A 24,126-nucleotide genomic window follows, 5' to 3' on the forward strand; every position below is an offset into this window, starting at 1 on the left:
AAAGAAAAAAATCCTGTTATCCATTGGATAACAGGATTTTTTTAGTGTCCTCCAAAGCTCGGCACTAAAATAAATGAAGAATAATAAGTAAAACCGATCATGAAAACTGTCAAGTATGAGAAAAATATGTAAACATACATACGTTCAGACAGTTTAAGGTAACCCACAGTAAGGAAAAAAGCCGTTTGGGCAAGGGATAATAAGGAAGCCTCCATCATATCGCCTGTATAAAACATGACAGCAAAAATACCTGTCCAAAAGGCTAGCACTCTAAACATACGATCCATGCTTTTCCCCCTCCTTTTCCTTCGATAAACTATCATTAATATTATAAACGACCAAATCTCAATTGTAAATAAATCACTTAGCATTCTTTTTACATTATACACACAAGCAGACACCTTATACATTACCCTTAAACGCAGTAAGGAAAAACTTTCAATTGAAAATTACTCAAAAGATGTTTAAAATATTGTACAAAGGTTATACAATAACTGTACAATTTAATACATCAAATATTTTAAGAGGAGCGGTGTTAATGGAAGAATTAAGATTTTACACTTACCCTAGTTGCACATCTTGTCGTCGTACTAAGTCCTGGTTGAAGAGTGAGGGAATTGATTTTAATGAACAGCATTTGTTCAGGGAGACTCCAACAGTGGAAGACCTTAGAAAAATATTGTCTTTGACCACTTATGGAATTGACGAAATTCTTGCTAAACGCAGCAAAGAGTTTAAATCCTTGGATATGGATGTAGAGGATCTTTCCCTAAACGAGTTTATTGATTTAGTAATTGAAAAACCAAAACTTTTAAGACGCCCTATTCTAACTGATGGAGAAAAATTAGTGGTTGGATATGATTTAGAAGGGTTACGTGGAATTACAAATCAGAAACTTGAATACGCGGCAAGTATTTCTTAAATTACGTTATGAAAGAGGAACCCGATATGGCCAACTTCGTTTAATTAATCATCGCAAACCATGATCTGTGGGAATGCGATGATTTTTTATTAGTTCTTGGTTTGCTGTAATTTGTAGTAAGTATCTAACGATTTCATATTTCCAGAGTAGTCTGTTATCTCCCATTTACAATGAATACTCTCAATACTTTCTCTATTACAGGTGGACTGAGCTTGTCCATTAGGCGTTGTTAAGCGGTAATAAGGATCTTCTTCAGGAGAGATCTCATTCCACCGTATAAGCAAATTTTGCTGAGCGGTTTCTAATAAATTCTGTCTGACGATAGATAAAATGTAGGTATCGTTGAACAAAACTTGGTTCTGATAGCGTTGTACAGAACTTAAAGTAAGAAAAATAATCACCAATCCTATACCTGCTACCCAGGGAAAGATAACTCCCTGCTGATTAAGGAGCGGATCTATGAATGTTTTTTTGATAAACACCACCACCTTCCATTTGTAACTTAATCATTATATAGTGAGTATGATTGGTTAAGTGCACTGCTTCTACATTCTGTAGTAAAACCTCATGACCAGAAAGGTTTACTCTTCTCCTAATAAGATTCTGATATTGTTCAATAGTAATCTTGCGGTTTACAGCATCTGTGATAAAGATGCTGTTAGAAATCACCTCCACCTCACGACCTCTGTTTACTTCTTCCTGTAAGAACGAAAACATTTGCCGGACAGATAATTCCTCATAGTACTCAACGTCATGAATCATTCGAAACAAAGGAAAAGAGAGAATGAGGATTAATGAAATAATGATGAGGCTTATTAGAGTTTCCATTAAAGTAAACCCCTGGCTATGAATCTTTGGCATATAGACACACTTTCTTTATTTTCCTCAAATGCGTTTTCCACGTAATACAGCCTTCCACAAGGTTACTCTTCTCTACGAATTGAATTTGGAATGGTGATTCTTCATAACCTAAGTGTACACTCGGCAAATGTGGCTTCGTATAGGAGAGGCTGTGCAGTTCCTCATGAAGATAGGAAATGGCTATTCTTTCATTGGCCAAATCCTTTTGTAATAAACGAATGTGGCTGAGGGAGGGGAGTAGAAAGGTAATAAGGCAAAGAAGCAGACTGAGTGCTGTGATCGTTTCAACTAAGGTAAATCCACTAGAGTTCTTCAATGGCTAACCTGCTCGCTCCAAAAGGGAAAACGATTTTAAAGATGGAGTGGGGCGTATGAATTTTCATAGTCCCAGGCTTTGTTACAACTCCATTTTCGTTAAACCGCACAGTGGCTTCAAGAGTAAGAAGTTGCATTCTCCAATTGTCGGGGAATGATCTTTGGAATATTGTAGTTTTATTTTTTTGATCATATAAGATGTATTCATTTGTATTTGGTCGAAACAACAACATATAGTAAATATGGTCTTGCATAGTCAGCTGCTGTGTCAAAAGTACATCATCTTTCAGTTGTGACATGAAGTGCGAAGATTGGATGTGCTGAAATGTGCGATGATGGAGAGGAACAATACTTAGAAGGAGAATGGACCAGAAGATAAGAACAATTAGAACTTCACTAATTGTAAAGGCCTTAGACGATTCTGAACCATCAAGGAGCAGAGACTTCACCGGAAGTTGAATCATATCCAAGTACGCCTCCATCAGGGCAGGTGGTTTGCTTTAAATATTGACCTTCAACTAAATCAGACAAATTGGCAGGATAAGCCCCGTTCTCGATAGAATAAGCTTCTGCTTGAGCCTGGGCTGTAATCACAAGTGCCTCGCAGCCTTTATCTCTAATCGTTCCGTTGTTTTTGGTTAAATTAGGTATAGTAATAATCATTAGTACAGAGATAACGAGCAGGACAATCAGCATTTCAATTAATGTAAAACCTTTATCGTTTTTCATAAGTATCACTCCTGAGTTTATATTTGATCCATCCACTGGTAGAGCGGAAGCATGATAGAAGCATAGATACAGACCACAATTACTGCAATTATAATAAAGAACAATGGTTGAATCATTTGCATCCATTTAAGCATTTTCTCTTGTACATATTCTATGAAAAATTCGGATAGCATCTCCAGTTCATGACTAAGAGCTTCTATGTCGTTTGTTTGATGGAACAAATTAGTTAGCTCGCTTTTTAGCAGAGAGCAGCTGTGCACCGATTGCCCGAGAGTTCTTCCTTCAGCTAGATGAGATATAATTTTTTTGCTGTAGAAGGACAATAATTCGTATCGATTGTGGCTGCTCATAATCTCCAGGGACTGTTTTAAAGGGAGTCCAGCTTTAAAAAGGGAATTAAGATGAGTAGTAAAAAGAAAAGAAGTCATAAATGAATGATAAATCTTTAGAAGAGGAACTTTTTCGTACAAATTAATTCGTCTGCTTAGTGAAAGTCTTGGAAAAGTTAACTTCATAACTATCAGCCCAATGAACAAAGTAATCGATAAAACACCAAGTCCATTGATGAAATAATCTAATGCCATCATAAACCAGAGAGAAGAAGAATCCTCTCCTTGAAAAAGGACTAGGAAATTGGGGAGGATAGTATGTTTTAGAATACTAAAAGCAGCGATTAAAAACATTAAAAGAAACAGAGGGTATCGTAAAACTTGAAATAATTTATGAGAGTAATCTTTTTTCATTTTTAATAGCTCTTCACATTGTTTAAACATAGCTGGCAGGTCCTGGTGCACTCTGCCAAAATAGAGAAAGTTCGTTACCAGGGGTGAAAAGTGAACATGAAGGAAAGCGTTATCGATGGTTTCTCCCTTAGATAAGTGGATGTTAATTTCCTCTGACAGCGGTCTCAGGGAAGGATCCCATCCTGTCATCTTTAAGGCTTCCAATAATGGATACCCTTTTTGGAGAATGTGGCTTAATCGATGGAAAAAGAGTATTTGAATAGCAACGGGGAGTTTCGTGTTTCTCCGGGTGAAGTTTACGAATAATTTATGAATCCGAGGGCATAAGCCTTCCTCCTTAAATGATCGAAAGACTGAAAATTATTCTGGGTGTTGGGGGGGATATCCCGAATAGATGAGCTTAGAAGTCTGCCATCCAGCAACTCTAAGATAGCGGCACGTCTAGGCAGCATTCCTTGTCCGTGGATAGGCACAAGTTGCTGTGCAGCTATTGCGATCAAGGTTTGTTCCATGTCTGCCTGAGGAATATTCATTTCTCTTAACCGTCGAAGCGTTCCATAGGCATCCCTGGCATGAATAGTACTAATAACTAGATGTCCGCTCAAAGCGGCTCGAAATGCAAAGTGTGCAGTGTCGCGGTCTCTGATTTCCCCTACCATAAGTAGATCTGGATCATGACGAAGAGCTGCTTTTAAACCAGTATCATAAGTAATGCCGGCCTTTTCGTTTACTTGAACTTGTATAATGTTGTTTAAATTCTTTTCAATTGGATCTTCAAGTGTAATGGCTTGAAATGAACTGCGGTTCATTAAGGCCTGTAAAAGAGCATAAAGAGTGGTAGTTTTACCACTTCCTGTAGGTCCTGTAAACAGAATCATACCACTGGAATGGTTTAACCATTGTTCAATTCGTTTAAGCTGAGAGGGAAAAAGAAAAAGTTGTTCTAAGGGAGTATGATCCATAGGTGTTAGAATGCGGATAGCCAGGCTTTCTGTTCCTGTGATAGGAAGAGTGGAGAGGCGGAGATCGAAGGTTGACTGGTCACTTCGGTGTTGAAGAGTGCCATTCTGAGGACGCTTGATTTCTCCAATATCCATTCCTGATGTGAATTTAAAATAAGCGAGAAGTTTTTGGTAAAGTGGCAGGGGAAGGGAAGAGTGGGAAATTCTTTTACCATGAATACGGAAATAAATACTGGCGTTTTCTGCAAACGGAGTGAAATGAATATCTGAAGCCGTTTGCTGTATCGCTGAGACTAGTAAATCACGAGCGTAATTTGCTATGGACTGCAAAGGAGCTATCACCTCTTTTCATTAATTTTTTCACAAAGGATAATATTCGACATAATTCGGCTGATTCCTTCTTTTATTTTTGAACTTTTTATATCCCCCCAAGAGATGTATAATCAAGGAAACGTCTGTTTGGATTTTCTTATTTAATTCGACAGTCTGTTTTTGAGGGTAGGAGGATCATTCACGTACACACGTATTATAGACGTCCTGGATACCCAGTTTTTTCACCCCGTTTCCTCTTACGCCATTAAAGATGGAAATTTGGATAGCCAGAGGCTTTGTCTGCTGAATAAGTTAGTTTCTATTTTTTTAAGATTTAATGATGACTATATTTTCAAGATAGGCTCTGTTAAAGTTTTTTGTTGATTTCTCATAAGAGGCTTATTATGCACCGTGTCTGGATGATGGAACAAGAAAAGTTATTTCCCCGCCAGCCCTCTTCCATATAGAGTAACGGCCCCAACTATCTCGAAAATGAGTCTTCCAGTATCAGAAGTTTAACCTTAAAATCAACACTGAAGTTTAATAAAGCCTAAAGATAAAATAAGAATGGGGAGTTAGTATGATTTACTTAATTGGTTTTATGGGCAGTGGAAAGTCAACTATAGCTGGAAAACTAAGCGATGAACTTAACTTGCCTTACATAGAAATGGATAAAGCAATAGAAGAGAAGGAAAAAATGCCTATCTCAGATATGTTTGCTCAATTTGGTGAAACGTACTTCCGTAAATGCGAAACTCATCTTCTCAGAAGTATTAACGAGGAAAGTGTTGTATCTACTGGCGGAGGAGTGATTTTAAAAGAAGAAAATCAGCACTTTTTATCCACTGGAACGGTAGTGTTGTTGAGAGCCTCTTGGAACACGATTGTATCCAGATTGCAGAATGATCAGGATCGTCCTTTATGGAAAGGGGACTTAACTGAAAAGCAGGCTTTATTCGCTGTGCGCCAGCCTATATACGAATCATTGGCTCATCACATTATTGATGTAGATAATAAGAGCCCTGAAGAAATTGTTAATGAAATAATGGATCGTCTAAAAAAGTAGAGATTCGGCCATACTATTCCTAAAGACACAAGTAAAGAGGGGATATTATGGACCGGAATGATTATGTAAAGTTTCTCACGGAAGAAATGGTTAAATATATGCAAATGAGTAAACAGGAAAAGAAGCAGAGAAAGGCAGCGAAGCCATCAAAGAAAAGTACTTTTTATTGGTTTGGTATCATCCCTCTTGCTCTTAGGATGATAAAAAAAAAGCATAAAACCACGGAATATTGAAAGTGTCATTTCCGATAATTTAGCCGCTGACTTTTAGTCAGCGGTTAAATTTTTGATTACATAGGAGTTTGACTTTTGAGAAATATAAAATAACCCTCCATTCAGGGCCTCCATTAGAATTCTCGGGCTGTACCTTGTATCAATTTGCTCCTGTTCTTTGGTGAATTGTTCTAGCCCAATATCTTCTGATGAATAAAAGGATTCTAAAAGATCTTTTTCTTCTTGCAAGTGCTTTAAGGATTGTGTAGCCCAATCGTGGCTGATCGAAGACACATACCCTTCCACATATCGTTCAATGCGTTTATAAGCGTTCTCCAAATTAATTAGAGGAGTCATAGGGAAGGTATAGTCTGATACAGTTGGTTCAAATTCCATCTTCCACAGTCTCTCCATCATATTAGGCAGAAGAGTTCCATGTACTAAATTAAGACCCAGGGACAAAGTTTCATCTTTACTTTGCTTGCCTCTGTAATGGAGGTGGATATTTACGACAAGCCAGGGACAAAGAGCACGATTTTGGAGCGGTTGCTCTACAGCTTCATAAAGGCGAGCGGTTTTTCCTTTTTTGATGGCTGCTCGATAAATTGTATGAAGTTTCGGAGTACCTGCATGCAGGTAAATTCCGCCTTCTTTGGAGTGGCTTGTGTTTGTGAAGAGTAACTGCATAGGGTCTCCTGGTCGATTCATTTTTTTCATGTAATGCCAATAGAAAGGACGATTCATTATTTCTTCATCCATGCTGCTCGTTAATTGAACTTTCAAATGAGATTCACTTTTTTCCAGGATAGCGCAGCCGTAAGAGGTGAAAAACTGATGGACGAAATCAAAATAAGGGTTCAAAGTCAACTTGTTTCTCTCCTCTCGCTAATCGAATGTTCAACATAACTGACTAAATTGTTCAGTTTAATATCGATCTCGCCTTTGCTTTCAGATTGATCAAGTATTGTCTGAATTTGTTTATCGAATGAACCTCCGGGGATGTGTTCTAAGATATGGTCAAGGTCGCCTACCGCATTTTTAAACATCTCGATCTTTTCATAAAGCATCTTCATAATGTGGTCTTCAATGGTATTTTCAATTGCGAAATTATAAATTTTCACATCATGTTCCTGACCAAAACGGTGGATCCTGCCTATTCGCTGCTCTAGCCTCATAGGATTCCAGGGAAGGTCATAATTAATCATGTGATGACAGAATTGAAGGTTAATTCCTTCTCCGCCAGCTTCCGTCGCGATCAGGACTTGAGCTTGATTTTTAAACAATTGCTTCATCCAATCACGTTTACTCTTATTAAACTTTCCGCTGAAAGGTACTGAAGAGATTCCATGCTTTTGGAGGTACCATTGCAAATAAAATTGAGTGGCCCTATATTCGGTAAATACAATAAATTTTTCGTTTGTCTCACTGATCAGTTCTATCATTCTCTTAGCTTTAACATGGTGAGGAAGTTGTTGAAGCTGCTCAATAAATTTTGAATAAACAGTCATTTCCTTCTCACTTGACTTCTGTCTCATCTGATTTAGCGACATATAACAAGCTTCTCGCGAGGAGCACAATTCTTTAGCTAACGTCAGCCAAGTAAATGAAGGATGATCTGATTTTAAAAGTTCCAATTCCTGGTACATATTTTGTTCTTCCTCGGTAAATTTCAGGCGCTCATTTACTACTACACGTTTAGAGTCATCAAGTCCTGTATCTTTTCGACGGTTTCTGATCATCATTTTTCCAACAAGTGAATGAATGTGTTCAATATTCCCTTGTTTATTTGCTTCATAGCGGTATTTTTTCTTAAAATCTGTCAAATTTCCAAGGTATCCAGGCTTTAAAATCGAGACAAGATTAAATAAATCACTGAGCTTGTTTTGTATAGGTGTTGCTGTAAGTAAAAGACAGTACGTTTTTTTAAGTTCTTGTACAAACTGATAGTTTTTGGTTTGATGGTTTTTTAATTTATGTGCTTCATCGATGATAATGAAATCATAAGGAATAGACAATATTTCCTGACGGTGGGCTTCTCTTTTTGCCATATCAATAGAGGTGACTGTCACGTCCCAATCTGACCAGGCTGCTTGCTTTTTTCTAGGGGAAGCAGCTTGAATGTAGAATTTTTCGTTAAGTTCTTGAACCCACTGATTCACCAGTGAAGCGGGTGTAAGGATTAAGATCTTACGAGCAATGCCTCGAATCATGTATTCTTTTAATATCAACCCAGCTTCCAGTGTCTTTCCCAGTCCTACTTCATCAGCCAGAATGGCTCTTCCATTCATTTGATGAATGACTCTTTCAGCTGCCTCAACCTGGTGATCCAGAAATTGCACATGTGGTAGGTGTTCCAAAGCAAGGAGTCCATCGAAATTAGGAACTGTATTAATCTTTGCAGCCTGGTAAGCAAGTTTGAATCCTTCCCAGGTGGAGAGATGATTTGGATTGTTCAAGTTATCACGTAAAGTGGGAATAAATGTATGATCAGGATGTATTTCAACCATAGTTGTGAGCCTCCATCTATTCTAAAAAGATTATTAAAAATTAAGAATGATTCTACAAATCCAATGTCAAATTGTGAGGACGCTGTGATATAATGATGTCGAATGAATAAGTGAAGCCATACGTTTTTAAATAGTATGCCCAATAGAATCTAAGAAAATACGAATATGAAGCGAATGACTGCAGGGGGAGAGTCTACTTACGTAGCGCCGAAGGAGCAAGCATGCTGTGAATCTCTCAGGCAAACAGACCTCTGTAGGACGCAGCTCTGGAGAGTGTTTACTAACAGTAAACCACCCAAGAAGCAAATGGTTCTTCTTTATATAGAAGAAGAATTATCAAACTTTCTGGTGAATGGACAGAGACTCCCGATTGAAAAACGGTGGAGTCTCTTTTTTATGGATGAAAATTAGAGGGTAAAGGAGTGGTTGGATGGCTGAGTTAAAGCGAACACCTTTGTATGGTGAATATAAGAAACTGGGAGCAAAAACAGTTGATTTTGGGGGATGGGACCTGCCTGTACAGTTTTCAAGTATAAAAGAGGAACATGAGGCAACAAGAACCAAAGCAGGGTTATTCGATGTTTCCCATATGGGTGAAGTGCTGGTAGAAGGGGATGGAAGTCTCTCTTTTTTACAAAAAATGCTCACAAATGATGTTTCTAAACTTGAACCCGGGAAGGCTCAGTACACAATAATGTGCTATGAAAATGGCGGTACTGTAGACGATCTTATTGTTTACCAATTAGAAACAGACAAATATCTTCTAGTTATTAATGCAGCTAACCGCGAGAAAGATGTAGAGTGGTTGGAAAAACACCAGGAAAATGGTGTTTCCATCAAAGATCTATCTGATGAATACGTTCAATTAGCACTCCAGGGTCCAAAAGCTGTAGAAATCTTAGAATCCATAACAAAAACCGATGTTTCAGAAATAAAGTTTTTCCGTTTTATAGCAGATGTTTCTATCGATAATGTGAAAGATGGTGCTATTGTCTCCCGAACAGGTTATACGGGAGAAGATGGTTTTGAGATCTATCTACCTGCTGCTTCAGGACCAGATCTATGGCAGGTTCTGCTTGAAGCAGGTGATAAGCATGGAATTCGCCCTGTAGGACTCGGAGCAAGAGATACACTCAGATTTGAAGCTAACTTAGCCCTTTACGGTCAGGAGCTTAGTGCTGAGATCAGCCCAATTGAAGCTGGACTGGGTTTTGCTGTCAAAACAAAGAAGGAAGATGAGTTTATTGGTAAACAGGTTCTGAAGAAGCAAAAAGAAGAAGGTCCTTCCCGCAAGCTCGTTGGTATAGAGATGATCGATAAAGGAATTCCTCGTACCCACTATGAAGTTTTTGATGGAGAAAAGCCAATTGGATTTGTTACGACCGGAACGCAGTCTCCCACGCTTGGTAAAAATGTAGGGCTCGCACTATTAGATTGTAATTACACGGAGATGGGCACAGAAGTAACCGTTCAGGTAAGAAAAAAACGTCTTCAGGCAAAAGTGGTTCCTACACCATTTTACAAAAGATAAAGTTTTGAGGGGGAAGTACGTATGGAATTTCGATATCTGCCAATGACTGAACAAGATAAGAGAGATATGCTTAACCGAATTGGTGTTCAGAAATCTGAAGAACTATTCTCAGATATTCCAGAAAATATCAGATTTAAAGGGAACTTGGATCTAAAGGAACCAAAAAACGAATTTCAATTAATGAACGAACTTACGAAGATGGCCCAGGAAAATGTAACTTTGAAGTCGCACACTTCATTTCTGGGAGCAGGCGTTTACGATCATTACATTCCTTCTATCGTAGATCATGTAATATCCCGCTCTGAATTTTACACGGCTTATACACCATACCAGCCGGAAATTTCCCAGGGCGAATTACAGGCCATTTTTGAATTTCAGACTATGATCTGTGAATTGACAGGAATGGATGTGGCTAACTCCTCTATGTATGATGGAGGCACGGCGCTTGCGGAAGCCGTAAATCTTTCAGCCGGTCAGACAAAACGAAAGAAAGTCCTCGTTTCTAAGGCCATCCATCCAGAATCACTTGCTGTTATTCATTCTTATGTAAAGGGTCCAGGAGTTGAAGTTGTTGAAATCGACCATAAGCACGGAAAGACAGACTTAATTCAACTAGAATCCGAATTAGACGATGATACGGCGAGTGTAGTCCTTCAATATCCAAATTTCTTTGGTCAGATCGAACCTCTTGATGAAGTTAGAAAAATAGTAGATACTCAGAAAAAAACGATGATGATTACTTCAAGTAATCCACTGGCTTTAGGTTATTTAACACCCCCTGGTGAATTTGGATCGGATATTGTAACTGGCGATGCTCAAGTATTTGGAATTCCTGCCCAGTATGGCGGTCCGCATTGTGGATATTTTGCTACCACTAAGAAATTAATGCGGAAAGTGCCGGGTCGGCTAGTGGGGCAAACAGTAGACGAGGACGGGCGTCGTGGGTTTGTACTTACTCTTCAAGCTCGCGAGCAGCATATACGCCGTGATAAAGCGACTTCCAATATTTGTTCCAATCAAGCGCTTAATGCGTTAGCATCGTCCGTTGCCATGTCCTCTCTAGGGAAACAAGGTCTAAGGAAAATGTCATGGATGAATATCCAGAAAGCCGCATATATGAAAAAACAATTACAATCAAACAACATCGAAGTCGTATTTGATGGAGCTTTCTTTAATGAACTTGTGGTAAAACTGGATCGTGATATTAAGGAAGTAAACCGTATTCTGCTTCAAAAAGGTATAATCGGCGGTTATGATCTTTCCCAGATGGATAAAAGTTTACAAAATCATATGCTGGTAGCCGTAACTGAGATAAGAACGAAAGAAGAGATTGATCAATTTGTAAAAGAAGTGGGGGATATTCATGGCTGATCAGGACTTTCCTTTAATTTTTGAATTGAGCCAAGAGAGCAGAACAGGTTTTAGTCTTCCAGACCTTGATGTGCCTGAAATGGATGCAGAAGACATGATCGGCTCCTCTTTTGTAAGAAATAAGGCGGCTGAACTTCCGGAAGTAAGTGAACTTCAAATTATGCGGCACTACACGGCCCTTTCCAAGAGAAATCATGGAGTTGACTCCGGTTTTTATCCACTTGGATCCTGCACAATGAAATATAATCCTAAAATGAACGAAGATGTAGCTCGTTTAACTGGATTCAGTCACATCCATCCGTATCAGGCATCAGAAACTGTCCAGGGTGCGCTTCATTTGTTGTACGACTTGCAGCAATCACTTGTATCCATAACGGGTATGGATACGGTTACGCTTCAACCTGCTGCAGGGGCGCATGGTGAATGGACGGGGTTAATGATGATTCGCGCTTATCATGAAGCGAATGGAGACTACGGTCGAACGAAAGTTATCGTGCCAGACTCTGCTCATGGTACAAATCCTGCTTCGGCGACAGTGGCCGGCTTTGAAGCTGTGACTGTCAAGTCCGACGAGCGAGGATTGGTAGACCTCGAAGATCTCCGGAGAGTCGTAGATGAACAAACAGCAGCGCTCATGCTGACGAACCCAAATACATTAGGGCTTTTTGAGGAAGATATTGAAGAAATGGCAGCTGTGGTTCATGAGGCTGGTGGAAAGCTGTATTATGACGGAGCAAACCTAAACGCTATTTTAGGTTATGCACGTCCAGGGGATATGGGATTTGATGTGGTTCACCTGAATCTTCATAAAACATTTACCGGTCCTCATGGAGGGGGCGGGCCTGGGTCTGGCCCCGTTGGAGTGTCAGCAGAACTGGAACCATATCTTCCGAAGCCTATATTGACAAAAGTAAATAATCAGTATCAATTCGATTATGATCGTCCTAAATCGATTGGTCGAGTGAAGCCTTATTATGGTAATTTCGGAATTAACGTACGTGCTTACACGTATATACGAACGATGGGACCTGAAGGTTTGAAAAAAGTAAGTGAATATGCTGTAATCAATGCAAATTATATGATGAGACGATTGCAAGACCAATATGAGCTTCCATTTGATCGACATTGCAAGCATGAGTTTATTTTATCTGGGAAACGCCAGAAGAAAATGGGCGTACGTACGCTGGATATAGCTAAGCGCCTGCTGGACTTTGGCTACCATCCGCCAACTATTTATTTTCCAATAAATGTAGAAGAAGCATTAATGATAGAACCCACAGAAACTGAGTCGAAAGAAACGCTGGATGCTTTCGTAGAGGCTATGATCCAAATCTCCGATGAAGCGAAAGACAATCCTGAAATTGTACAAGAAGCTCCTCATAGCACTATAGTCAGTCGTATGGATGAAACACAGGCGGCTCGTAAACCAGTCTTAAGTTATAAGAAGGGTGAAACTGAGTAACAAATGCCGGAGTCATTTGAATAGATGAATTTAATTATTTAGACATACTAATAAATTGGGTAATGGTATAGCAGAAACCCGTGACTCTGCATCGTTCAGGGACGCAGAAAAGTAATATTTCCCCTGGTTCTCTTGTACCTATTGATCCTTAATTTTCCGTACGGGTCTTCCGAACGAGGGAGTTTCACTCTAAGTTAATAAAGTTATTGAATAAAGCTCAAAAAAATAAGACCTGAAAGCCGGGTTGTAACCCTGGCCTTCAGGTTTTATTTTTATTTTGACTTTTTAGTTTTAATTTTTCCTCCCCATTTTTTAAAACCGCCTTGCAGAACATTAAGATCTTTATAATCTTTTTTGTTCAGCAGCATGGCAGCCCGGGTTGATCTAGCTCCACTCTGGCAATACAAATAGACAGGTTTGTCTTTCCGAATTTCTATCAGGCGGTTTTTCATTTGCGACAATGGGATATTTCGTGCTCCCAGTATATGACCGCCTTCAAATTCTTTTGGTTCACGAACATCAATAAGCTGAGCTTTGCGGTAGCCTTGTCTGAACTCTTCTTCTGTTAACGTACTCATTATTTTTTTGGATTTGAAGTATCTATATAAGCCAAATGCTATAAGAGCAATGACAGCTCCAATCAAGATCCAAAGTTCCATAGTATGTCCCCCCATTTCTCTTTTCCTCTATCTATTATAGGAGGGAATCGTTAGCTTTTCAAAAAAAGTTTATTGTATGTTAGAATTTCAAAGTTGGTATGATCGTTTTTTTATGCTGTACCTATGCAACTAATGAATTAAGTGAAAAATCCCTAAATAACAGCTTCTTACTTTTGAAATCTAGCTCACACTGCTTTCTGCGTACGATTAGTAGATTGACAAAATTCAACACATTCGTTCAATAACACTATATATTGAAAAAATTCAAATTAGGAACACAATATATTGATTAAGTTTTTGTAAATGTGGTATGTTACATATACATACAAAAAAATGAAAAACTTATTTTATCATTCAAGGGAGAGATTCATAATGCAAACCACCACCTCCAATGATACCTATGCCAAGGTTAATGTAGATCGGTTAAATGCAGATATTCGACAGTTTTCTCAAGTACATGAAATAACAGCAGATATGAAGATTACCCACAAGGGCGTTTCAAGACTGGTTATGCTAGATAGGTATGCATTTAAAGATACCGAAAAACTTACGTTAGCAGAGAACGATTTTGTGGTGCTTACGGTGAAAGATGATCCGAAATTTCCTGCTCGAGGCTTTGGTTTCATTCAGTCAATTGATTGGGAAAAACACGAGGCAGTAGTGAAAGTAGAGGATGAATTCGTAAACGTTCTTGATCATGAAAATGAAAGAGAGACAGGCTTAATAACCCGAAACCTGGATACCATTGATAAGCCGCTGGAAGTGTATTATGAGCAAATTGCTCTTCGCAATGCTACAGGATTGTCGGAGGTAGAAACGGATCCCGTTCAAAAGCAAAAAAGTTTTGATAACTTTTATAACGAACTCTCAAATTTGAACTTCATCCCAGCAGGCCGTGTATTATATGGAGCAGGTTCTAATACTGATGTAACCTATTTCAATTGCTACGTTATGCCTTATATTCAAGATTCCAGAGAAGGCATATCCGATCATCGTAAACAAGTGATGGAAATTATGTCACGTGGTGGCGGAGTAGGGACAAATGGTTCTACTCTAAGGCCAAGAAATACACTAGCTCGTGGAGTTAATGGGAAATCCTCTGGTTCTGTATCATGGCTTGATGATATTGCTAAGCTGACTCACCTGGTGGAGCAGGGTGGCTCAAGGCGGGGAGCACAAATGATTATGCTTGCCGACTGGCATCCGGACATCATCGAGTTCATTATTTCTAAAATGCAAAATCCTAGAATATTACGTTTCCTTATTCAAAATACGGAAGATGAACAAATTAAACAGCTGGCTAAAGATAAACTCAAGTTCACACCTTTAACGGAAACAGAGAAAGACCTTTTTCAAAGTGTTGTAAATTATAAGCATATGCCGGGTTCAGGTGGATTTACGGAAAAGGCTATACAGGAAGCTGAGGAGAAACTTTACATTGGCGGTACGTACACAGTGCACAACCCAGAATTCCTGACTGGAGCCAATATTTCAGTATGTATAACGAAGGAATTTATGGATGCTGTCGAAGAGAATACTGAATACCATTTGCGTTTTCCTGATGTAGAAAACTACACCAAAGAGGAAATGAAAATCTATAACGAAGAATGGCAAAGCAGCGGAGATGTAAGAGAGTGGGAAGAGAGAGGTTTTGGTATAAGGAATTACCGCACCGTTAAAGCTTCAGAGCTCTGGAATTTAATTAATATATGTGCAACTTATTCAGCAGAACCAGGAATTTTCTTCATTGATAATGCCAATGAAAAAACAAATGCTTCTGCTTACGGACAAAAAGTTGTAGCTACAAACCCATGTGGTGAATAGTTTGCCTCATGTAAAACATTGCGGGATAAAGCGGGAAGGCTGAAATGCTGATCCGAACCGAAGGCTGGAATTAAATACTCCAGTCAGGGGCAACGCATAGGTGGTGAACCTCATTGTGAGAATATAATCCACCCACGAGACCGCAACATTACACGAGTGGTGTGATGAAAATGTATGCTGAACTTGCAGGAATGAAAAACTGTAAGAACTTCTGGATAAAAAGCCGGAGGGATAACAACCTTGGAACAGCCACTAGCTCCATTCTCTGTATGTAATTTGGCGGCAGTTAATTTGGCCTCCGTTGCTGATAAAACAGAGAAGAAAGTAAATTATGAGCAACTTAAACAAACCGTTCAAACCGGCGTTCGGATGCAGGACAATGTTATTGATGCCACTCCTTATTTCTTGGAAGAAAATAAAGTACAAGCCCTTGGAGAGCGTCGGGTCGGACTTGGGGTTATGGGACTCCATGATTTGCTAATTTATTGTGAAACGGAATATGGTTCCGAAGAAGGAAACAAACTAGTAGATGAAATTTTTGGAGTCATTGCGACCACCGCCTATCGCACCTCAATTGAACTGGCTAAAGAAAAAGGCAGTTTTCCTTTCCTGCAAGGAACGAGTGAAGAGGAAACCACTAAATTGCGAGAAGCGTTTATTAACACTGGTTACATGAAAGAGATGCCTGAGGATATTCGCGAAGGGGTAATGAAGTACGGGATTCGAAATTCTCACTTATTGACAGTAGCACCTACTGGAAGTACGGGTACAATGGTGGGCGTTAGTACAGGACTTGAACCTTACTTCTCTTTCTCTTATTATCGAAGCGGACGTTTAGGTAAATTTATTGAAGTAAAAGCAGATATTGTGAATGAGTATCTAGAGCAGCACCCTGATCAGGACCCTGATCATCTGCCTGAATGGTTTGTAACGGCTATGACAATGTCTCCTGAAGCGCATGCAGACACCCAATGTATTATCCAGCGCTGGGTTGACAGTTCTATTTCTAAGACCGTTAATGCTCCGAGAGGCTATTCGGTTGATCAGGTAGAAAAGGTTTATCAACGATTGTACCGTGGAGGAGCGAAAGGCGGTACCGTATATGTTGATGGAAGCCGTGATAGTCAAGTCCTAACCTTAAAGGCAGAGGAAAATGAATTCGACGGGGAACAGACCGAGTTTGAATTTGAAGAAGAAAGAAAACCTCGTGTTGTTCTAATGGATACGGTACATGAGTTAGATAAGACGAATGTGACCATAGGATCTGAAGTGGGCGATACTTGTCCAGTCTGCCGTAAAGGAACTGTTGAAGACATTGGCGGCTGTAACACTTGCACGAATTGTAATGCCCAATTGAAATGTGGTTTGTAGAATCTAATTAGTAAAAAGATTATATACCGGGCTCAAATTGAGTCCGGTATTACTTTTTTAGGAATTATGCTCGCTTGTCACAACAGGCAAACTAGTGTATCATTTTCATGAAACACCTACATAAAGACAGCCTGTATTGGGGGTTTATCATGCCAACACCAAGCATGGAAGATTATATTGAACAAATTTATATGCTTATAGAAGATAAAGGATATGCACGAGTATCTGATATTGCTGAAAATCTCCAGGTACATCCATCTTCTGTGACCAAAATGGTTCAAAAGTTGGACCGGGACCAATATTTGAATTACGAAAAATACCGTGGTCTCATTTTAACTCCTAAAGGAAAAAAAGTCGGAAAACGACTGGTTTACCGTCATGAGTTGTTGGAACAGTTTCTGGAAATAATAGGAGTAGATAAGGAAAACATTTATGAGGATGTAGAGGGAATTGAACATCATCTAAGTTGGAATTCTATTGATCGAATAGGAGATCTCGTCCAGTACTTTGATGAGAAACCCGCACGAGTAGACTCTCTTAGGGAAGTGCAGCAGAAGAACGAAGAGCAAAATCAAGAATAACCTTACCAAGGCGCAGATTTCTGCGTCTTTTTGTTATTCATCTTCTAACCAGCTCATAAGATTTCATAAGGGGTTAAAGCGGGGTGAAATTTTATGAAGGTTGATGGAGTTTTCTCAGGCGGGGGTATGAAAGCATTAGCTTTTATAGGTGCTCTTGAGGAACTTGAAGAACAAGGTTATCATTTCAGCAGGCTTGCCGGCACTTCAGCAGGTTCAATTCTTGCAAGTATGACAGCAGCTGGCTATACCTCTGGGGAATTGAAAGAAAAATTGAAGAGTCTTTCCTTTGAATCTCTTGTGGATCTCCCCACTGCGGAGCGTTTATTTCCTTATTCGAAATGGTTACTACTATACTTTCGCATGGGTTTGTATAAGGGGAACCGCCTTGAGTATACGATTGAAAAATGGCTCGAAGAAAAAGGGGTGCGAACGTTTGCAGATCTCCCCTCAGGATCTTTAAAGATAGTATGTTCAGATCTAAGTATAGGTCGTATTATTGTGATACCTGATGACTTAAAAAGAGTCTATGGAATTGATCCCGCAACTTTTTCAGTAGCCAAAGCTGTGAGGATGAGTTCAGGACTCCCTTATTTTTTTATACCCATAAAGCTTCATGGGAAGAACGGTAAATCCTTAATTGTAGACGGCGGAGTTTTAAGTAATTTTCCTATATGGATTTGGGAGGGGAAAGAAGGACGGCGGAAGCGTCCGATAATAGGCTTGAAATTAAGCGACCCGCCTAGCCAGCTTCCAGCACAGAAAATCCGCAATGCTATTCAAATGTTTCATGCGCTTTTTAAAACGATGCAGCAGGCTCATGATGCCCGTTACATCTCTCATTCTAAAAGTAAGGATATTATTTTTATATCAGTCCAAGGATATGATACAACGGATTTTCATCTGAGTAACCAGGAAAAAGAAGATTTGATGAAGATTGGAAGGGTCCACGCTGCAGAGTTTTTGAAGAGGTGGACAAAATAAAAATCGAGCCAATTAAAAAGAGGCTCGATTTTTATCTTTGTTTTTATTACCTTCGATTACTCTAAGTTGCGGGCCGCTTCCTCGCCGTTTACTTTTTTTATGAATGGTTGTAGGTTTAGCTGATCTAACGGCCTGGCTTTTTTTCACTACAGGAGCGGGTTGTTTATATTTTTGTTTAGATTGTTTAACAGCTTGCTTATATTTCTTCATTTCATTGCTGCTTTTTCCTACGCTGATTCCACGGTTGCGCAGGAAGAAAAAGTAAATAGCCCCATAGACGATTGCTGCAATAACGATCATCATGCCAATTGAGCTAAGAAAGCTGCCAGTGTCAGTCAATAATTGATAGCCTACAAAGAAAACGGCTAAAGCCACCAAGGTGTATATGATAGGAGTCATCCAGTTGCGCATGATTGTTATTCCCCCCTTCTCAAAATGATCGACTAAAGATCTTTTAACATTATATATACCACTTATAAAATATTTATATCCCAAAATCATATATTGGACCAACACTATAGGTTTCCAACTATGATGGGATAGTAAAGTGTAAATAGTTCTATTAAAGATTATTTCCTGATCAGCTGGAATTATTCAAAGACTATGGTTCGTTTGTGTAGAAGTTATTTTAGTAGAAATGTGAAGTTAAGATTCAATAGTGGGATTTTTTTACAGTACTTATGGTATTCCCAGATTAAACCGCTGTATAAACGCCTGATTTACATTCTTTCTTACTTATATTTTACCTTATTTTTCTTCGCATCTCTAGCCTTTATTATGTCGAATGAGCATGAAAAATTCGCAGATGGTTAAAGATAATGGACAGAGGTGATTACAATGTCAGATAAACCGAAAGAACAAAATCAACAGGAGCCCCAGCAAAGTGTTCTTACCAAAACTTTAATCATTGGTTTCGCTTCAGGGGTATTATGGAGTGGTTTAGCAGCGCTTGCTTATTATTTTCACTTCAGTGAAGTTTCTGCTGCTTCCTTCCTGTTTCGCTCCTATTGGCAGACGGAATGGACAGGAACTTGGCTTGCTGAAGTACTGGCTGTTATTATAGTGGGAGTGTTGTCTCTTATAAGCGCTTTGCTCTATTATATGTTTTTAAAAAAGAAAAATGGCATTTGGCCAGGACTGATTTTTGGTTTGGTTTTGTGGGCCGTTATTTTTGTTATCCTTACCCCTTTATTTCCAGCCATACCTGCGTTTATGGAATTATCCAGTGATACATGGGTTACGACAGGCTGTTTATTTCTTCTTTATGGATTATTCATAGGTTTTTCTATTTCCTTTGAATATAAGGAGTTTAACGAGTCAGCAAATTAATACTCAAAAGAAGGAGTAGTATGATACACTAAAAAAGTATGACAATTTCGTAAATGGTGGGATGGAATGATGGCAGTAAAACGCCTATTCTTAATTAATGGGCCAAATTTAAATATGCTTGGCAAAAGAGAGCCGGGCACTTATGGTAACGCTACTTTGGCTGATGTTGTAAAACTCGTTAAAGATACTGCCTGGGAGTATGGATATGAGGTAGAAGAATTCCAATCGAACCATGAAGGGGATCTTGTAGACCAACTGCATAAGGCTGACGTACAGGCAGCGGGTGTTATTATGAACCCAGCTGCTTATACTCATACCAGTATAGCATTAAGAGATGCGGTTAGCGCTATCTCCCTGCCAGTTGTAGAAGTACACATTTCTAATATTCATGCGCGAGAATCCTTCCGTCATCAATCTATGCTTGCTCCCGTGTCCCAGGGCCAGATTGTAGGCTTTGGTATAGATGGTTACCGCCTGGCTGCATTAGCTATAATTAAACAGATAGAATCAGAAGGGAGACACGAAAGATGAGTAAATTAGAAAATCTGCGAAAATCCGTTATGAGTGATGAACTGGATGGTATACTGATTATGAGCCCAAAAAACAGACGATATGTATCAGGGTTTACCGGTTCCTCAGGGGTGTTGCTTGTCACAAGTGGGGAAGCCTTACTTATTACCGACTTTCGATATATCGCACAAGCTAACGAACAAGCGTCTGATTTCGAGGTCGTAGAACATAAGAATCCTATGGTGAAAGAAGTCGCCAATCAAGTGGAACGTTTAGGGCTTGAGCGGATTGGCTTTGAGAAAGACCACGTTACATATAGTGTCTATGAACAGTATCGCAAAGAATTAAAAGCAAACCTTGTTCCCACCTCAGGTATAGTCGAAAAGTTACGCTTAATAAAGACAGATGATGAGATTAGTATTTTACAAGCTGCTGCTAAAATTGCTGATGATGCCTTTGAACATATACAAAACTATATTAAACCAGGTATCAGGGAAATTGATATTTCAAATGAATTGGAATTCTTTATGAGAAAGCAAGGAGCTACCTCTTCCAGTTTTGATATTATTGTTGCTTCAGGCTACCGTTCTGCTTTACCGCACGGTGTAGCATCTGAAAAAGAAATTCAGTCTGGAGAGCTGGTTACTTTGGATTTTGGAGCTTTATATAAAGGATATTGTTCTGATATTACCCGTACCGTAGCTGTTCGTGAAATTAGTGATGAACTGCGTGAAATCTATGATGTTGTTCTGCAGGCACAGTTGAAGGGCATGGAGGGGCTTAAGTCCGGGATAACAGGTAAGGAAGCAGATGCCCTAACGCGTGATTATATTAAAGAAAAAGGCTACGGAGAGTACTTTGGCCATTCAACTGGACATGGAATCGGTTTAGATGTCCATGAAGGACCTGGTCTTTCGTTCCGTTCCGACATGGTGCTTGAAGAGGGAATGGTCGTAACCGTTGAGCCTGGAATATACGTACCCAATGTCGGGGGCTGCCGGATTGAAGATGATACGGTCATTACAAGCGCCGGTAACAACCGTTTGAGCACATCTACTAAAGAACTTATTTCATTGTAGAGGATATATAAGGAGGAAAAAATATGATTTCAGTTAATGATTTTAGAACGGGTCTCACCATTGAAGTGGAGGGAGATATCTGGTCAGTAATGGATTTTCAGCATGTGAAACCAGGAAAAGGGGCTGCATTTGTACGTACAAAGTTACGTAACTTGAGAAACGGAAATATTCAGGAAAAAACATTCCGTGGCGGCGAAAAGGTGGAACGTGCTCATATTGAAAATCGTAAAATGCAATATCTATATGCCAATGGAGATATGCATGCATTTATGGATATGGAAACTTTTGAACAAGTAGAAATTCCGTCATCCGTGCTTGAAAACCAGTTGAACTATCTGAAAGAAAATATGGAGGTGCAAATCCAGTCTTATCAGGCAGAGACCATTGGTGTAGAGCTTCCTAAAAACGTTGAACTAAAAGTAGTGGAAACGGAACCCGGAATTAAAGGGGATACCGCAAGCGGCGGTACCAAATCTGCAACCCTGGAGACAGGTTTGACCGTGCAGGTACCTTTCTTTATTAATGAAGGTGAGAATCTGTTGATCAGTACGACAGATGGAAAATACGTTTCACGTGCATAACAAATAGAGAGGCTCTTTTATAGCTCATCCCTTCATAGGGATGAGCTTTTTTTAATAGAGAAAATCTATTTTATATCTCTTAAATGGTCATAAGAGATGAGATAGAACATACATATGAAGTAAACCAATTAAAGGAGCAGAACAGGATGGAGGAGATTATCAGGTTGTTTCCCGATCACTTCCAAATCCTCTTAAAAAGGAAAGTGAATTGGAAGACAATTCAAGAAATTCGCTTACGAATCAATCAGAAAATTGAGGTTCTTGATGCTAGGAAAAATGGAGTGGTAGAAGGGCCGCTTGTTACGTCGATTGATTTATCCTACGTATTAAATCAGATCAGTCAGTTTTCCCTCTACCGATTTAAAGATGAGTTAAAAGAGGGCTTTATAACGATTCAAGGAGGTCACCGTGTAGGGCTAGCTGGAAAGGCTAATACGATAAACCATCAGGTTGAGACACTAAAACATATTGCTTTTATGAATATTCGTGTGGCCAAGAATACTACAGGACAGATTAATCAGCTCATCCCTTATTTATATCAGAATGGCAGATGGACAAGTACTTTGATTATAGGCCCCCCACATTCAGGTAAGACCACTTTACTAAGGGAGTTGGCCCAGAGAATCGGTTCAGGTCACCAGGATCAACGAGCAAGTAAAGTGGCCATTGTGGACGAGCGGTCTGAAATAGCCGCGAGTCTTCGTGGGGTCCCCCAACTAGATGTAGGAGAACGTACAGATGTTATGGACGCCTGTCCTAAAGCAGAAGGCATGATGATGATGATACGTTCGATGTCTCCAGAAGTATTGATCGTCGATGAAATTGGCGGGGCAGCTGATGCGAATGCGATAAGGGAAGCGACTTTTACTGGAGTAGAAGTTATATGCAGCATTCATGGAACGAGTATAACAAACGTTCAGAAAAGACCCTCAGCTAGAGAATTGATAGAAGAAGGAGTGTTTGAACGATATCTTGTTCTGGAACGGTTAAGCCCCAATAATGCTGGGTCTATCACTGTTTTAGACGAGTGTGGACTGCCCATAGCTCATTGGAAGGGAAGGGAACTGCATGGAGTGGATTGGGGCCGTACTCATCCTGAGTGTAACAACACTAGCCGGTTTTGATATCGCAGCCCGGTTTAAGCAAAGACCGGGACATATCCGGCAGTGGAAAAATGCTTTGCAAATGATTGAAGCAGAAATGGTTTACGGGCAGTCCTCTTTATGGGAAGTATGTGAGAATTTAGCAAGGCACTTGCCACCGCCAACCTCTCAGTTTTTTGAAAAGATTAACCAGGATCAAGAACCTTGTTCGGATTTTGCTTCTTTATGGGAATCCCGTTTGAAAAAGCATTGGTCTTCGAATGCGATGGGGAAAAGTGAATGGGAGATTTTACTTCAGTTTGGGCGTACCTTAGGCCAGCATGATTTGGAACAGCAGCAGAAACAAATTCAACTGGCACTCCATCACTTAGATCGAGAATTACAGGAAGCATTGGATGGAGTTGATCAGTACCAGAGGATGGCTCGTGGAATGGGTGTTTTAAGCGGCCTGCTTGTCATTATATTAATTATTTAAAAGGGGGAAGAACCATTGTGCTTCAAGATGCCACGATACTTTTTCAAATTGCCGGTGTAGGGATTATTGTTGCGATGATACACAGTATTCTAAAGCAAATGGGAAAAGAGGAGATTGCGCAGGCGGTCACGCTCACAGGATTCATCATAGTCCTGTTCATCGTTTTGTACCGGCTCGCTGATTTATTTCAAGAAATTAAATCAGTTTTTCTTTACCAAGGGTAGGAAATTATGGATATTATACAAATTGTATCTTTAGGACTAGTAGCGGCCTTATTAATTATTTTATTAAAAGAGCATAAATCCTCGGCCGCTTTTCTACTCCTTTTGTTTACTGTCATCATTATCTTTTTATCTATTCTGGATCAGGTCAAACATATATTTGCGCTTCTATCCTACATGGCTGAACAAGCTCAGGTTGAACCCTTTTACTTCAAGACCATCTTAAAAATTATAGGAATCGCTTATATTGCAGAATTTGGGGCTCAATTAATCCGAGATGCTGGGTTGAATTCATTAGCTTCAAAAGTTGAACTGGCAGGGAAATTATTCATATTAATGCTTGCGATTCCTATCGTCACTGCAGTAATAGAGACCATCCTAAACTTTATTCCTGGATACTTAGGATAAGATAGCGAGGT

Annotated in this window: 28 protein-coding genes, 2 pseudogenes and 2 riboswitches; of the genes and pseudogenes, 18 read left to right on the top strand and 12 right to left on the bottom strand. The window is 39.5% G+C overall.

Translation table 11 applies throughout. From position 1 onward, the window contains the following. Positions 1 to 41 precede the first annotated feature (41 nt). Positions 42 to 287, bottom strand: coding sequence for a DUF2626 domain-containing protein (locus ACTWP7_RS03885; RefSeq protein WP_014643748.1), 246 nt, complete (start codon positions 285 to 287; stop codon positions 42 to 44). Positions 288 to 538: 251 nt separating this feature from the next. Here ACTWP7_RS03885 and ACTWP7_RS03890 point away from each other — a divergent pair, with 251 nt between their 5' ends. Beyond that, positions 539 to 922, top strand: coding sequence for a Spx/MgsR family RNA polymerase-binding regulatory protein (locus ACTWP7_RS03890; RefSeq protein WP_014643747.1), 384 nt, complete (start codon positions 539 to 541; stop codon positions 920 to 922). Positions 923 to 1,011: 89 nt separating this feature from the next. Here the strand turns inward: ACTWP7_RS03890 and ACTWP7_RS03895 are convergent, their stop codons facing one another. From ACTWP7_RS03895 to comGA, 7 genes are read right to left on the bottom strand one after another with little or no spacing between them, the layout of a single operon-like run. Beyond that, positions 1,012 to 1,407, bottom strand: coding sequence for a hypothetical protein (locus tag ACTWP7_RS03895; protein WP_443122145.1), 396 nt, complete (start codon positions 1,405 to 1,407; stop codon positions 1,012 to 1,014). Further along, positions 1,367 to 1,783, bottom strand: coding sequence for a competence type IV pilus minor pilin ComGF (gene comGF / locus ACTWP7_RS03900; protein WP_443122084.1), 417 nt, complete (start codon positions 1,781 to 1,783; stop codon positions 1,367 to 1,369). Before comGF ends, ACTWP7_RS03895 begins: the two co-directional genes overlap by 41 nt. Next, on the bottom strand, positions 1,767 to 2,099 hold the full coding sequence (locus ACTWP7_RS03905) for a prepilin-type N-terminal cleavage/methylation domain-containing protein (RefSeq protein ID WP_443122085.1): 333 nt from the start codon (positions 2,097 to 2,099) through the stop codon (positions 1,767 to 1,769). Before ACTWP7_RS03905 ends, comGF begins: the two co-directional genes overlap by 17 nt. Then, on the bottom strand, positions 2,086 to 2,562 hold the full coding sequence (gene comGD, locus ACTWP7_RS03910) for a competence type IV pilus minor pilin ComGD (protein ID WP_443122143.1): 477 nt from the start codon (positions 2,560 to 2,562) through the stop codon (positions 2,086 to 2,088). The genes ACTWP7_RS03905 and comGD overlap by 14 nt, the downstream gene beginning before the upstream one ends. After that, positions 2,528 to 2,827 (bottom strand): competence type IV pilus major pilin ComGC, encoded by a 300-nt coding sequence (comGC, locus tag ACTWP7_RS03915; RefSeq protein WP_443122086.1) that lies wholly within the window; start codon positions 2,825 to 2,827, stop codon positions 2,528 to 2,530. The genes comGD and comGC overlap by 35 nt, the downstream gene beginning before the upstream one ends. Before the next feature lie 17 nt (positions 2,828 to 2,844). Next, on the bottom strand, positions 2,845 to 3,885 hold the full coding sequence (locus ACTWP7_RS03920) for a type II secretion system F family protein (protein WP_443122144.1): 1,041 nt from the start codon (positions 3,883 to 3,885) through the stop codon (positions 2,845 to 2,847). After that, positions 3,867 to 4,862: a competence type IV pilus ATPase ComGA gene (gene comGA, locus ACTWP7_RS03925; protein ID WP_443122087.1), complete on the bottom strand. Its 996-nt coding sequence runs from the start codon at positions 4,860 to 4,862 to the stop codon at positions 3,867 to 3,869. The genes ACTWP7_RS03920 and comGA overlap by 19 nt, the downstream gene beginning before the upstream one ends. A 562-nt stretch (positions 4,863 to 5,424) precedes the next feature. On the opposite strand from comGA, the gene ACTWP7_RS03930 reads away from it, so the two are divergent. Together ACTWP7_RS03930 and ACTWP7_RS03935 are read left to right on the top strand one after the other, a co-directional pair. Then, a complete protein-coding gene (locus ACTWP7_RS03930; RefSeq protein WP_443122088.1) occupies positions 5,425 to 5,910 on the top strand; it encodes a shikimate kinase in 486 nt (161 codons plus the stop codon). Positions 5,911 to 5,957: 47 nt separating this feature from the next. After that, on the top strand, positions 5,958 to 6,143 hold the full coding sequence (locus ACTWP7_RS03935) for a YqzE family protein (protein ID WP_443122089.1): 186 nt from the start codon (positions 5,958 to 5,960) through the stop codon (positions 6,141 to 6,143). 33 nt (positions 6,144 to 6,176) lie between these two features. Here the strand turns inward: ACTWP7_RS03935 and ACTWP7_RS03940 are convergent, their stop codons facing one another. Both ACTWP7_RS03940 and ACTWP7_RS03945 read right to left on the bottom strand, forming a co-directional pair. Then, a complete protein-coding gene (locus ACTWP7_RS03940) occupies positions 6,177 to 6,989 on the bottom strand; it encodes a YqhG family protein (protein WP_443122090.1) in 813 nt (270 codons plus the stop codon). Beyond that, complete coding sequence (locus ACTWP7_RS03945) at positions 6,986 to 8,629, bottom strand: DEAD/DEAH box helicase (protein WP_443122091.1); 1,644 nt, start codon at positions 8,627 to 8,629, stop codon at positions 6,986 to 6,988. The genes ACTWP7_RS03940 and ACTWP7_RS03945 overlap by 4 nt, the downstream gene beginning before the upstream one ends. A 174-nt stretch (positions 8,630 to 8,803) precedes the next feature. Continuing rightward, positions 8,804 to 8,890: riboswitch (glycine riboswitch) on the top strand. Between the two features lie 3 nt (positions 8,891 to 8,893). Next, positions 8,894 to 8,991, top strand: a riboswitch (glycine riboswitch). A 68-nt stretch (positions 8,992 to 9,059) separates the two neighbouring features. On the opposite strand from ACTWP7_RS03945, the gene gcvT reads away from it, so the two are divergent. Genes gcvT through gcvPB form a run of 3 tightly spaced genes read left to right on the top strand, consistent with a single transcriptional unit; the run spans position 9,060 to position 12,993 of the window. Then, a complete protein-coding gene (gene gcvT / locus ACTWP7_RS03950) occupies positions 9,060 to 10,160 on the top strand; it encodes a glycine cleavage system aminomethyltransferase GcvT (protein ID WP_443122092.1) in 1,101 nt (366 codons plus the stop codon). 21 nt (positions 10,161 to 10,181) lie between these two features. Beyond that, entirely contained in the window at positions 10,182 to 11,531 is a 1,350-nt protein-coding gene (gene gcvPA / locus ACTWP7_RS03955) for an aminomethyl-transferring glycine dehydrogenase subunit GcvPA (RefSeq protein WP_443122093.1), read from the top strand. Then, the gene (gene gcvPB, locus ACTWP7_RS03960; protein WP_443122094.1) at positions 11,524 to 12,993 is read left to right on the top strand and encodes an aminomethyl-transferring glycine dehydrogenase subunit GcvPB; all 1,470 of its coding nucleotides are present in this window, start codon (positions 11,524 to 11,526) and stop codon (positions 12,991 to 12,993) included. The genes gcvPA and gcvPB overlap by 8 nt, the downstream gene beginning before the upstream one ends. 272 nt (positions 12,994 to 13,265) lie before the next feature. On the opposite strand, the gene ACTWP7_RS03965 is transcribed toward gcvPB, so the two are convergent. After that, a complete protein-coding gene (locus tag ACTWP7_RS03965; RefSeq protein WP_014643733.1) occupies positions 13,266 to 13,652 on the bottom strand; it encodes a rhodanese-like domain-containing protein in 387 nt (128 codons plus the stop codon). 372 nt (positions 13,653 to 14,024) lie between these two features. Between ACTWP7_RS03965 and ACTWP7_RS03970 the strand changes: the two are divergent. The 4 genes and pseudogenes from ACTWP7_RS03970 to ACTWP7_RS03985 all read left to right on the top strand — a co-directional run. After that, positions 14,025 to 15,470: pseudogene (locus tag ACTWP7_RS03970) on the top strand (vitamin B12-dependent ribonucleotide reductase); the annotation flags it as partial. Positions 15,471 to 15,719: 249 nt separating this feature from the next. Further along, a pseudogene (locus ACTWP7_RS03975) lies at positions 15,720 to 16,847 on the top strand (vitamin B12-dependent ribonucleotide reductase); the annotation flags it as partial. Between the two features lie 149 nt (positions 16,848 to 16,996). Further along, entirely contained in the window at positions 16,997 to 17,428 is a 432-nt protein-coding gene (gene mntR / locus ACTWP7_RS03980) for a transcriptional regulator MntR (RefSeq protein ID WP_014643730.1), read from the top strand. Between the two features lie 93 nt (positions 17,429 to 17,521). After that, the gene (locus tag ACTWP7_RS03985) at positions 17,522 to 18,409 is read left to right on the top strand and encodes a patatin-like phospholipase family protein (RefSeq protein WP_443122095.1); all 888 of its coding nucleotides are present in this window, start codon (positions 17,522 to 17,524) and stop codon (positions 18,407 to 18,409) included. Positions 18,410 to 18,421: 12 nt separating this feature from the next. On the opposite strand, the gene ACTWP7_RS03990 is transcribed toward ACTWP7_RS03985, so the two are convergent. Then, on the bottom strand, positions 18,422 to 18,820 hold the full coding sequence (locus tag ACTWP7_RS03990) for an SA1362 family protein (RefSeq protein WP_443122096.1): 399 nt from the start codon (positions 18,818 to 18,820) through the stop codon (positions 18,422 to 18,424). 426 nt (positions 18,821 to 19,246) lie between these two features. On the opposite strand from ACTWP7_RS03990, the gene ACTWP7_RS03995 reads away from it, so the two are divergent. The 8 genes from ACTWP7_RS03995 (at position 19,247) to spoIIIAD (ending at position 24,115) form a co-directional block, all read left to right on the top strand. After that, positions 19,247 to 19,738 (top strand): YqhR family membrane protein, encoded by a 492-nt coding sequence (locus ACTWP7_RS03995; protein ID WP_014643727.1) that lies wholly within the window; start codon positions 19,247 to 19,249, stop codon positions 19,736 to 19,738. A 66-nt stretch (positions 19,739 to 19,804) separates the two neighbouring features. Continuing rightward, positions 19,805 to 20,269: a type II 3-dehydroquinate dehydratase gene (gene aroQ, locus ACTWP7_RS04000; protein ID WP_443122097.1), complete on the top strand. Its 465-nt coding sequence runs from the start codon at positions 19,805 to 19,807 to the stop codon at positions 20,267 to 20,269. Beyond that, complete coding sequence (locus tag ACTWP7_RS04005; RefSeq protein ID WP_443122098.1) at positions 20,266 to 21,327, top strand: M24 family metallopeptidase; 1,062 nt, start codon at positions 20,266 to 20,268, stop codon at positions 21,325 to 21,327. Before aroQ ends, ACTWP7_RS04005 begins: the two co-directional genes overlap by 4 nt. A gap of 23 nt (positions 21,328 to 21,350) precedes the next feature. Next, positions 21,351 to 21,908 (top strand): elongation factor P, encoded by a 558-nt coding sequence (gene efp / locus ACTWP7_RS04010; protein ID WP_443122099.1) that lies wholly within the window; start codon positions 21,351 to 21,353, stop codon positions 21,906 to 21,908. Positions 21,909 to 22,054: 146 nt separating this feature from the next. Next, complete coding sequence (spoIIIAA, locus tag ACTWP7_RS04015) at positions 22,055 to 23,032, top strand: stage III sporulation protein AA (protein ID WP_443122100.1); 978 nt, start codon at positions 22,055 to 22,057, stop codon at positions 23,030 to 23,032. Then, on the top strand, positions 22,977 to 23,486 hold the full coding sequence (gene spoIIIAB, locus ACTWP7_RS04020) for a stage III sporulation protein SpoIIIAB (RefSeq protein ID WP_443122101.1): 510 nt from the start codon (positions 22,977 to 22,979) through the stop codon (positions 23,484 to 23,486). The genes spoIIIAA and spoIIIAB overlap by 56 nt, the downstream gene beginning before the upstream one ends. Positions 23,487 to 23,503: 17 nt before the next feature. Beyond that, entirely contained in the window at positions 23,504 to 23,710 is a 207-nt protein-coding gene (gene spoIIIAC / locus ACTWP7_RS04025) for a stage III sporulation protein AC (RefSeq protein ID WP_014643720.1), read from the top strand. A 6-nt stretch (positions 23,711 to 23,716) separates the two neighbouring features. After that, positions 23,717 to 24,115: a stage III sporulation protein AD gene (spoIIIAD, locus tag ACTWP7_RS04030; RefSeq protein ID WP_014643719.1), complete on the top strand. Its 399-nt coding sequence runs from the start codon at positions 23,717 to 23,719 to the stop codon at positions 24,113 to 24,115. The last annotated feature ends 11 nt before the right edge of the window (positions 24,116 to 24,126 follow it).

The sequence above is a fragment of the Halobacillus sp. B29 genome (assembly GCF_052246755.1).
Lineage (GTDB): Bacteria > Bacillota > Bacilli > Bacillales > Halobacillaceae > Halobacillus > Halobacillus halophilus.

Bases quoted from the DNA above. Each gene is read 5' to 3' on its own strand.
- comGD (WP_443122143.1), bottom strand. From the start codon at position 2,562: ATGATTCAACTTCCGGTGAAGTCTCTGCTCCTTGATGGTTCAGAATCG.
- gcvPA (WP_443122093.1), top strand. From the start codon at position 10,182: ATGGAATTTCGATATCTGCCAATGACTGAACAAGATAAGAGAGATATG.
- gcvPB (WP_443122094.1), top strand. From the start codon at position 11,524: ATGGCTGATCAGGACTTTCCTTTAATTTTTGAATTGAGCCAAGAGAGC.
- ACTWP7_RS03995 (WP_014643727.1), top strand. From the start codon at position 19,247: ATGTCAGATAAACCGAAAGAACAAAATCAACAGGAGCCCCAGCAAAGT.
- ACTWP7_RS03930 (WP_443122088.1), top strand. From the start codon at position 5,425: ATGATTTACTTAATTGGTTTTATGGGCAGTGGAAAGTCAACTATAGCT.
- comGC (WP_443122086.1), bottom strand. From the start codon at position 2,827: ATGAAAAACGATAAAGGTTTTACATTAATTGAAATGCTGATTGTCCTG.
- ACTWP7_RS03935 (WP_443122089.1), top strand. From the start codon at position 5,958: ATGGACCGGAATGATTATGTAAAGTTTCTCACGGAAGAAATGGTTAAA.
- ACTWP7_RS03990 (WP_443122096.1), bottom strand. From the start codon at position 18,820: ATGCGCAACTGGATGACTCCTATCATATACACCTTGGTGGCTTTAGCC.
- ACTWP7_RS03885 (WP_014643748.1), bottom strand. From the start codon at position 287: ATGGATCGTATGTTTAGAGTGCTAGCCTTTTGGACAGGTATTTTTGCT.
- ACTWP7_RS03890 (WP_014643747.1), top strand. From the start codon at position 539: ATGGAAGAATTAAGATTTTACACTTACCCTAGTTGCACATCTTGTCGT.
- spoIIIAA (WP_443122100.1), top strand. From the start codon at position 22,055: ATGGAGGAGATTATCAGGTTGTTTCCCGATCACTTCCAAATCCTCTTA.
- mntR (WP_014643730.1), top strand. From the start codon at position 16,997: ATGCCAACACCAAGCATGGAAGATTATATTGAACAAATTTATATGCTT.
- aroQ (WP_443122097.1), top strand. From the start codon at position 19,805: ATGATGGCAGTAAAACGCCTATTCTTAATTAATGGGCCAAATTTAAAT.
- comGF (WP_443122084.1), bottom strand. From the start codon at position 1,783: ATGCCAAAGATTCATAGCCAGGGGTTTACTTTAATGGAAACTCTAATA.
- ACTWP7_RS03965 (WP_014643733.1), bottom strand. From the start codon at position 13,652: ATGGAACTTTGGATCTTGATTGGAGCTGTCATTGCTCTTATAGCATTT.
- ACTWP7_RS03985 (WP_443122095.1), top strand. From the start codon at position 17,522: ATGAAGGTTGATGGAGTTTTCTCAGGCGGGGGTATGAAAGCATTAGCT.
- gcvT (WP_443122092.1), top strand. From the start codon at position 9,060: ATGGCTGAGTTAAAGCGAACACCTTTGTATGGTGAATATAAGAAACTG.
- spoIIIAB (WP_443122101.1), top strand. From the start codon at position 22,977: ATGGAGTGGATTGGGGCCGTACTCATCCTGAGTGTAACAACACTAGCC.
- efp (WP_443122099.1), top strand. From the start codon at position 21,351: ATGATTTCAGTTAATGATTTTAGAACGGGTCTCACCATTGAAGTGGAG.
- spoIIIAD (WP_014643719.1), top strand. From the start codon at position 23,717: ATGGATATTATACAAATTGTATCTTTAGGACTAGTAGCGGCCTTATTA.
- ACTWP7_RS04005 (WP_443122098.1), top strand. From the start codon at position 20,266: ATGAGTAAATTAGAAAATCTGCGAAAATCCGTTATGAGTGATGAACTG.
- ACTWP7_RS03945 (WP_443122091.1), bottom strand. From the start codon at position 8,629: ATGGTTGAAATACATCCTGATCATACATTTATTCCCACTTTACGTGAT.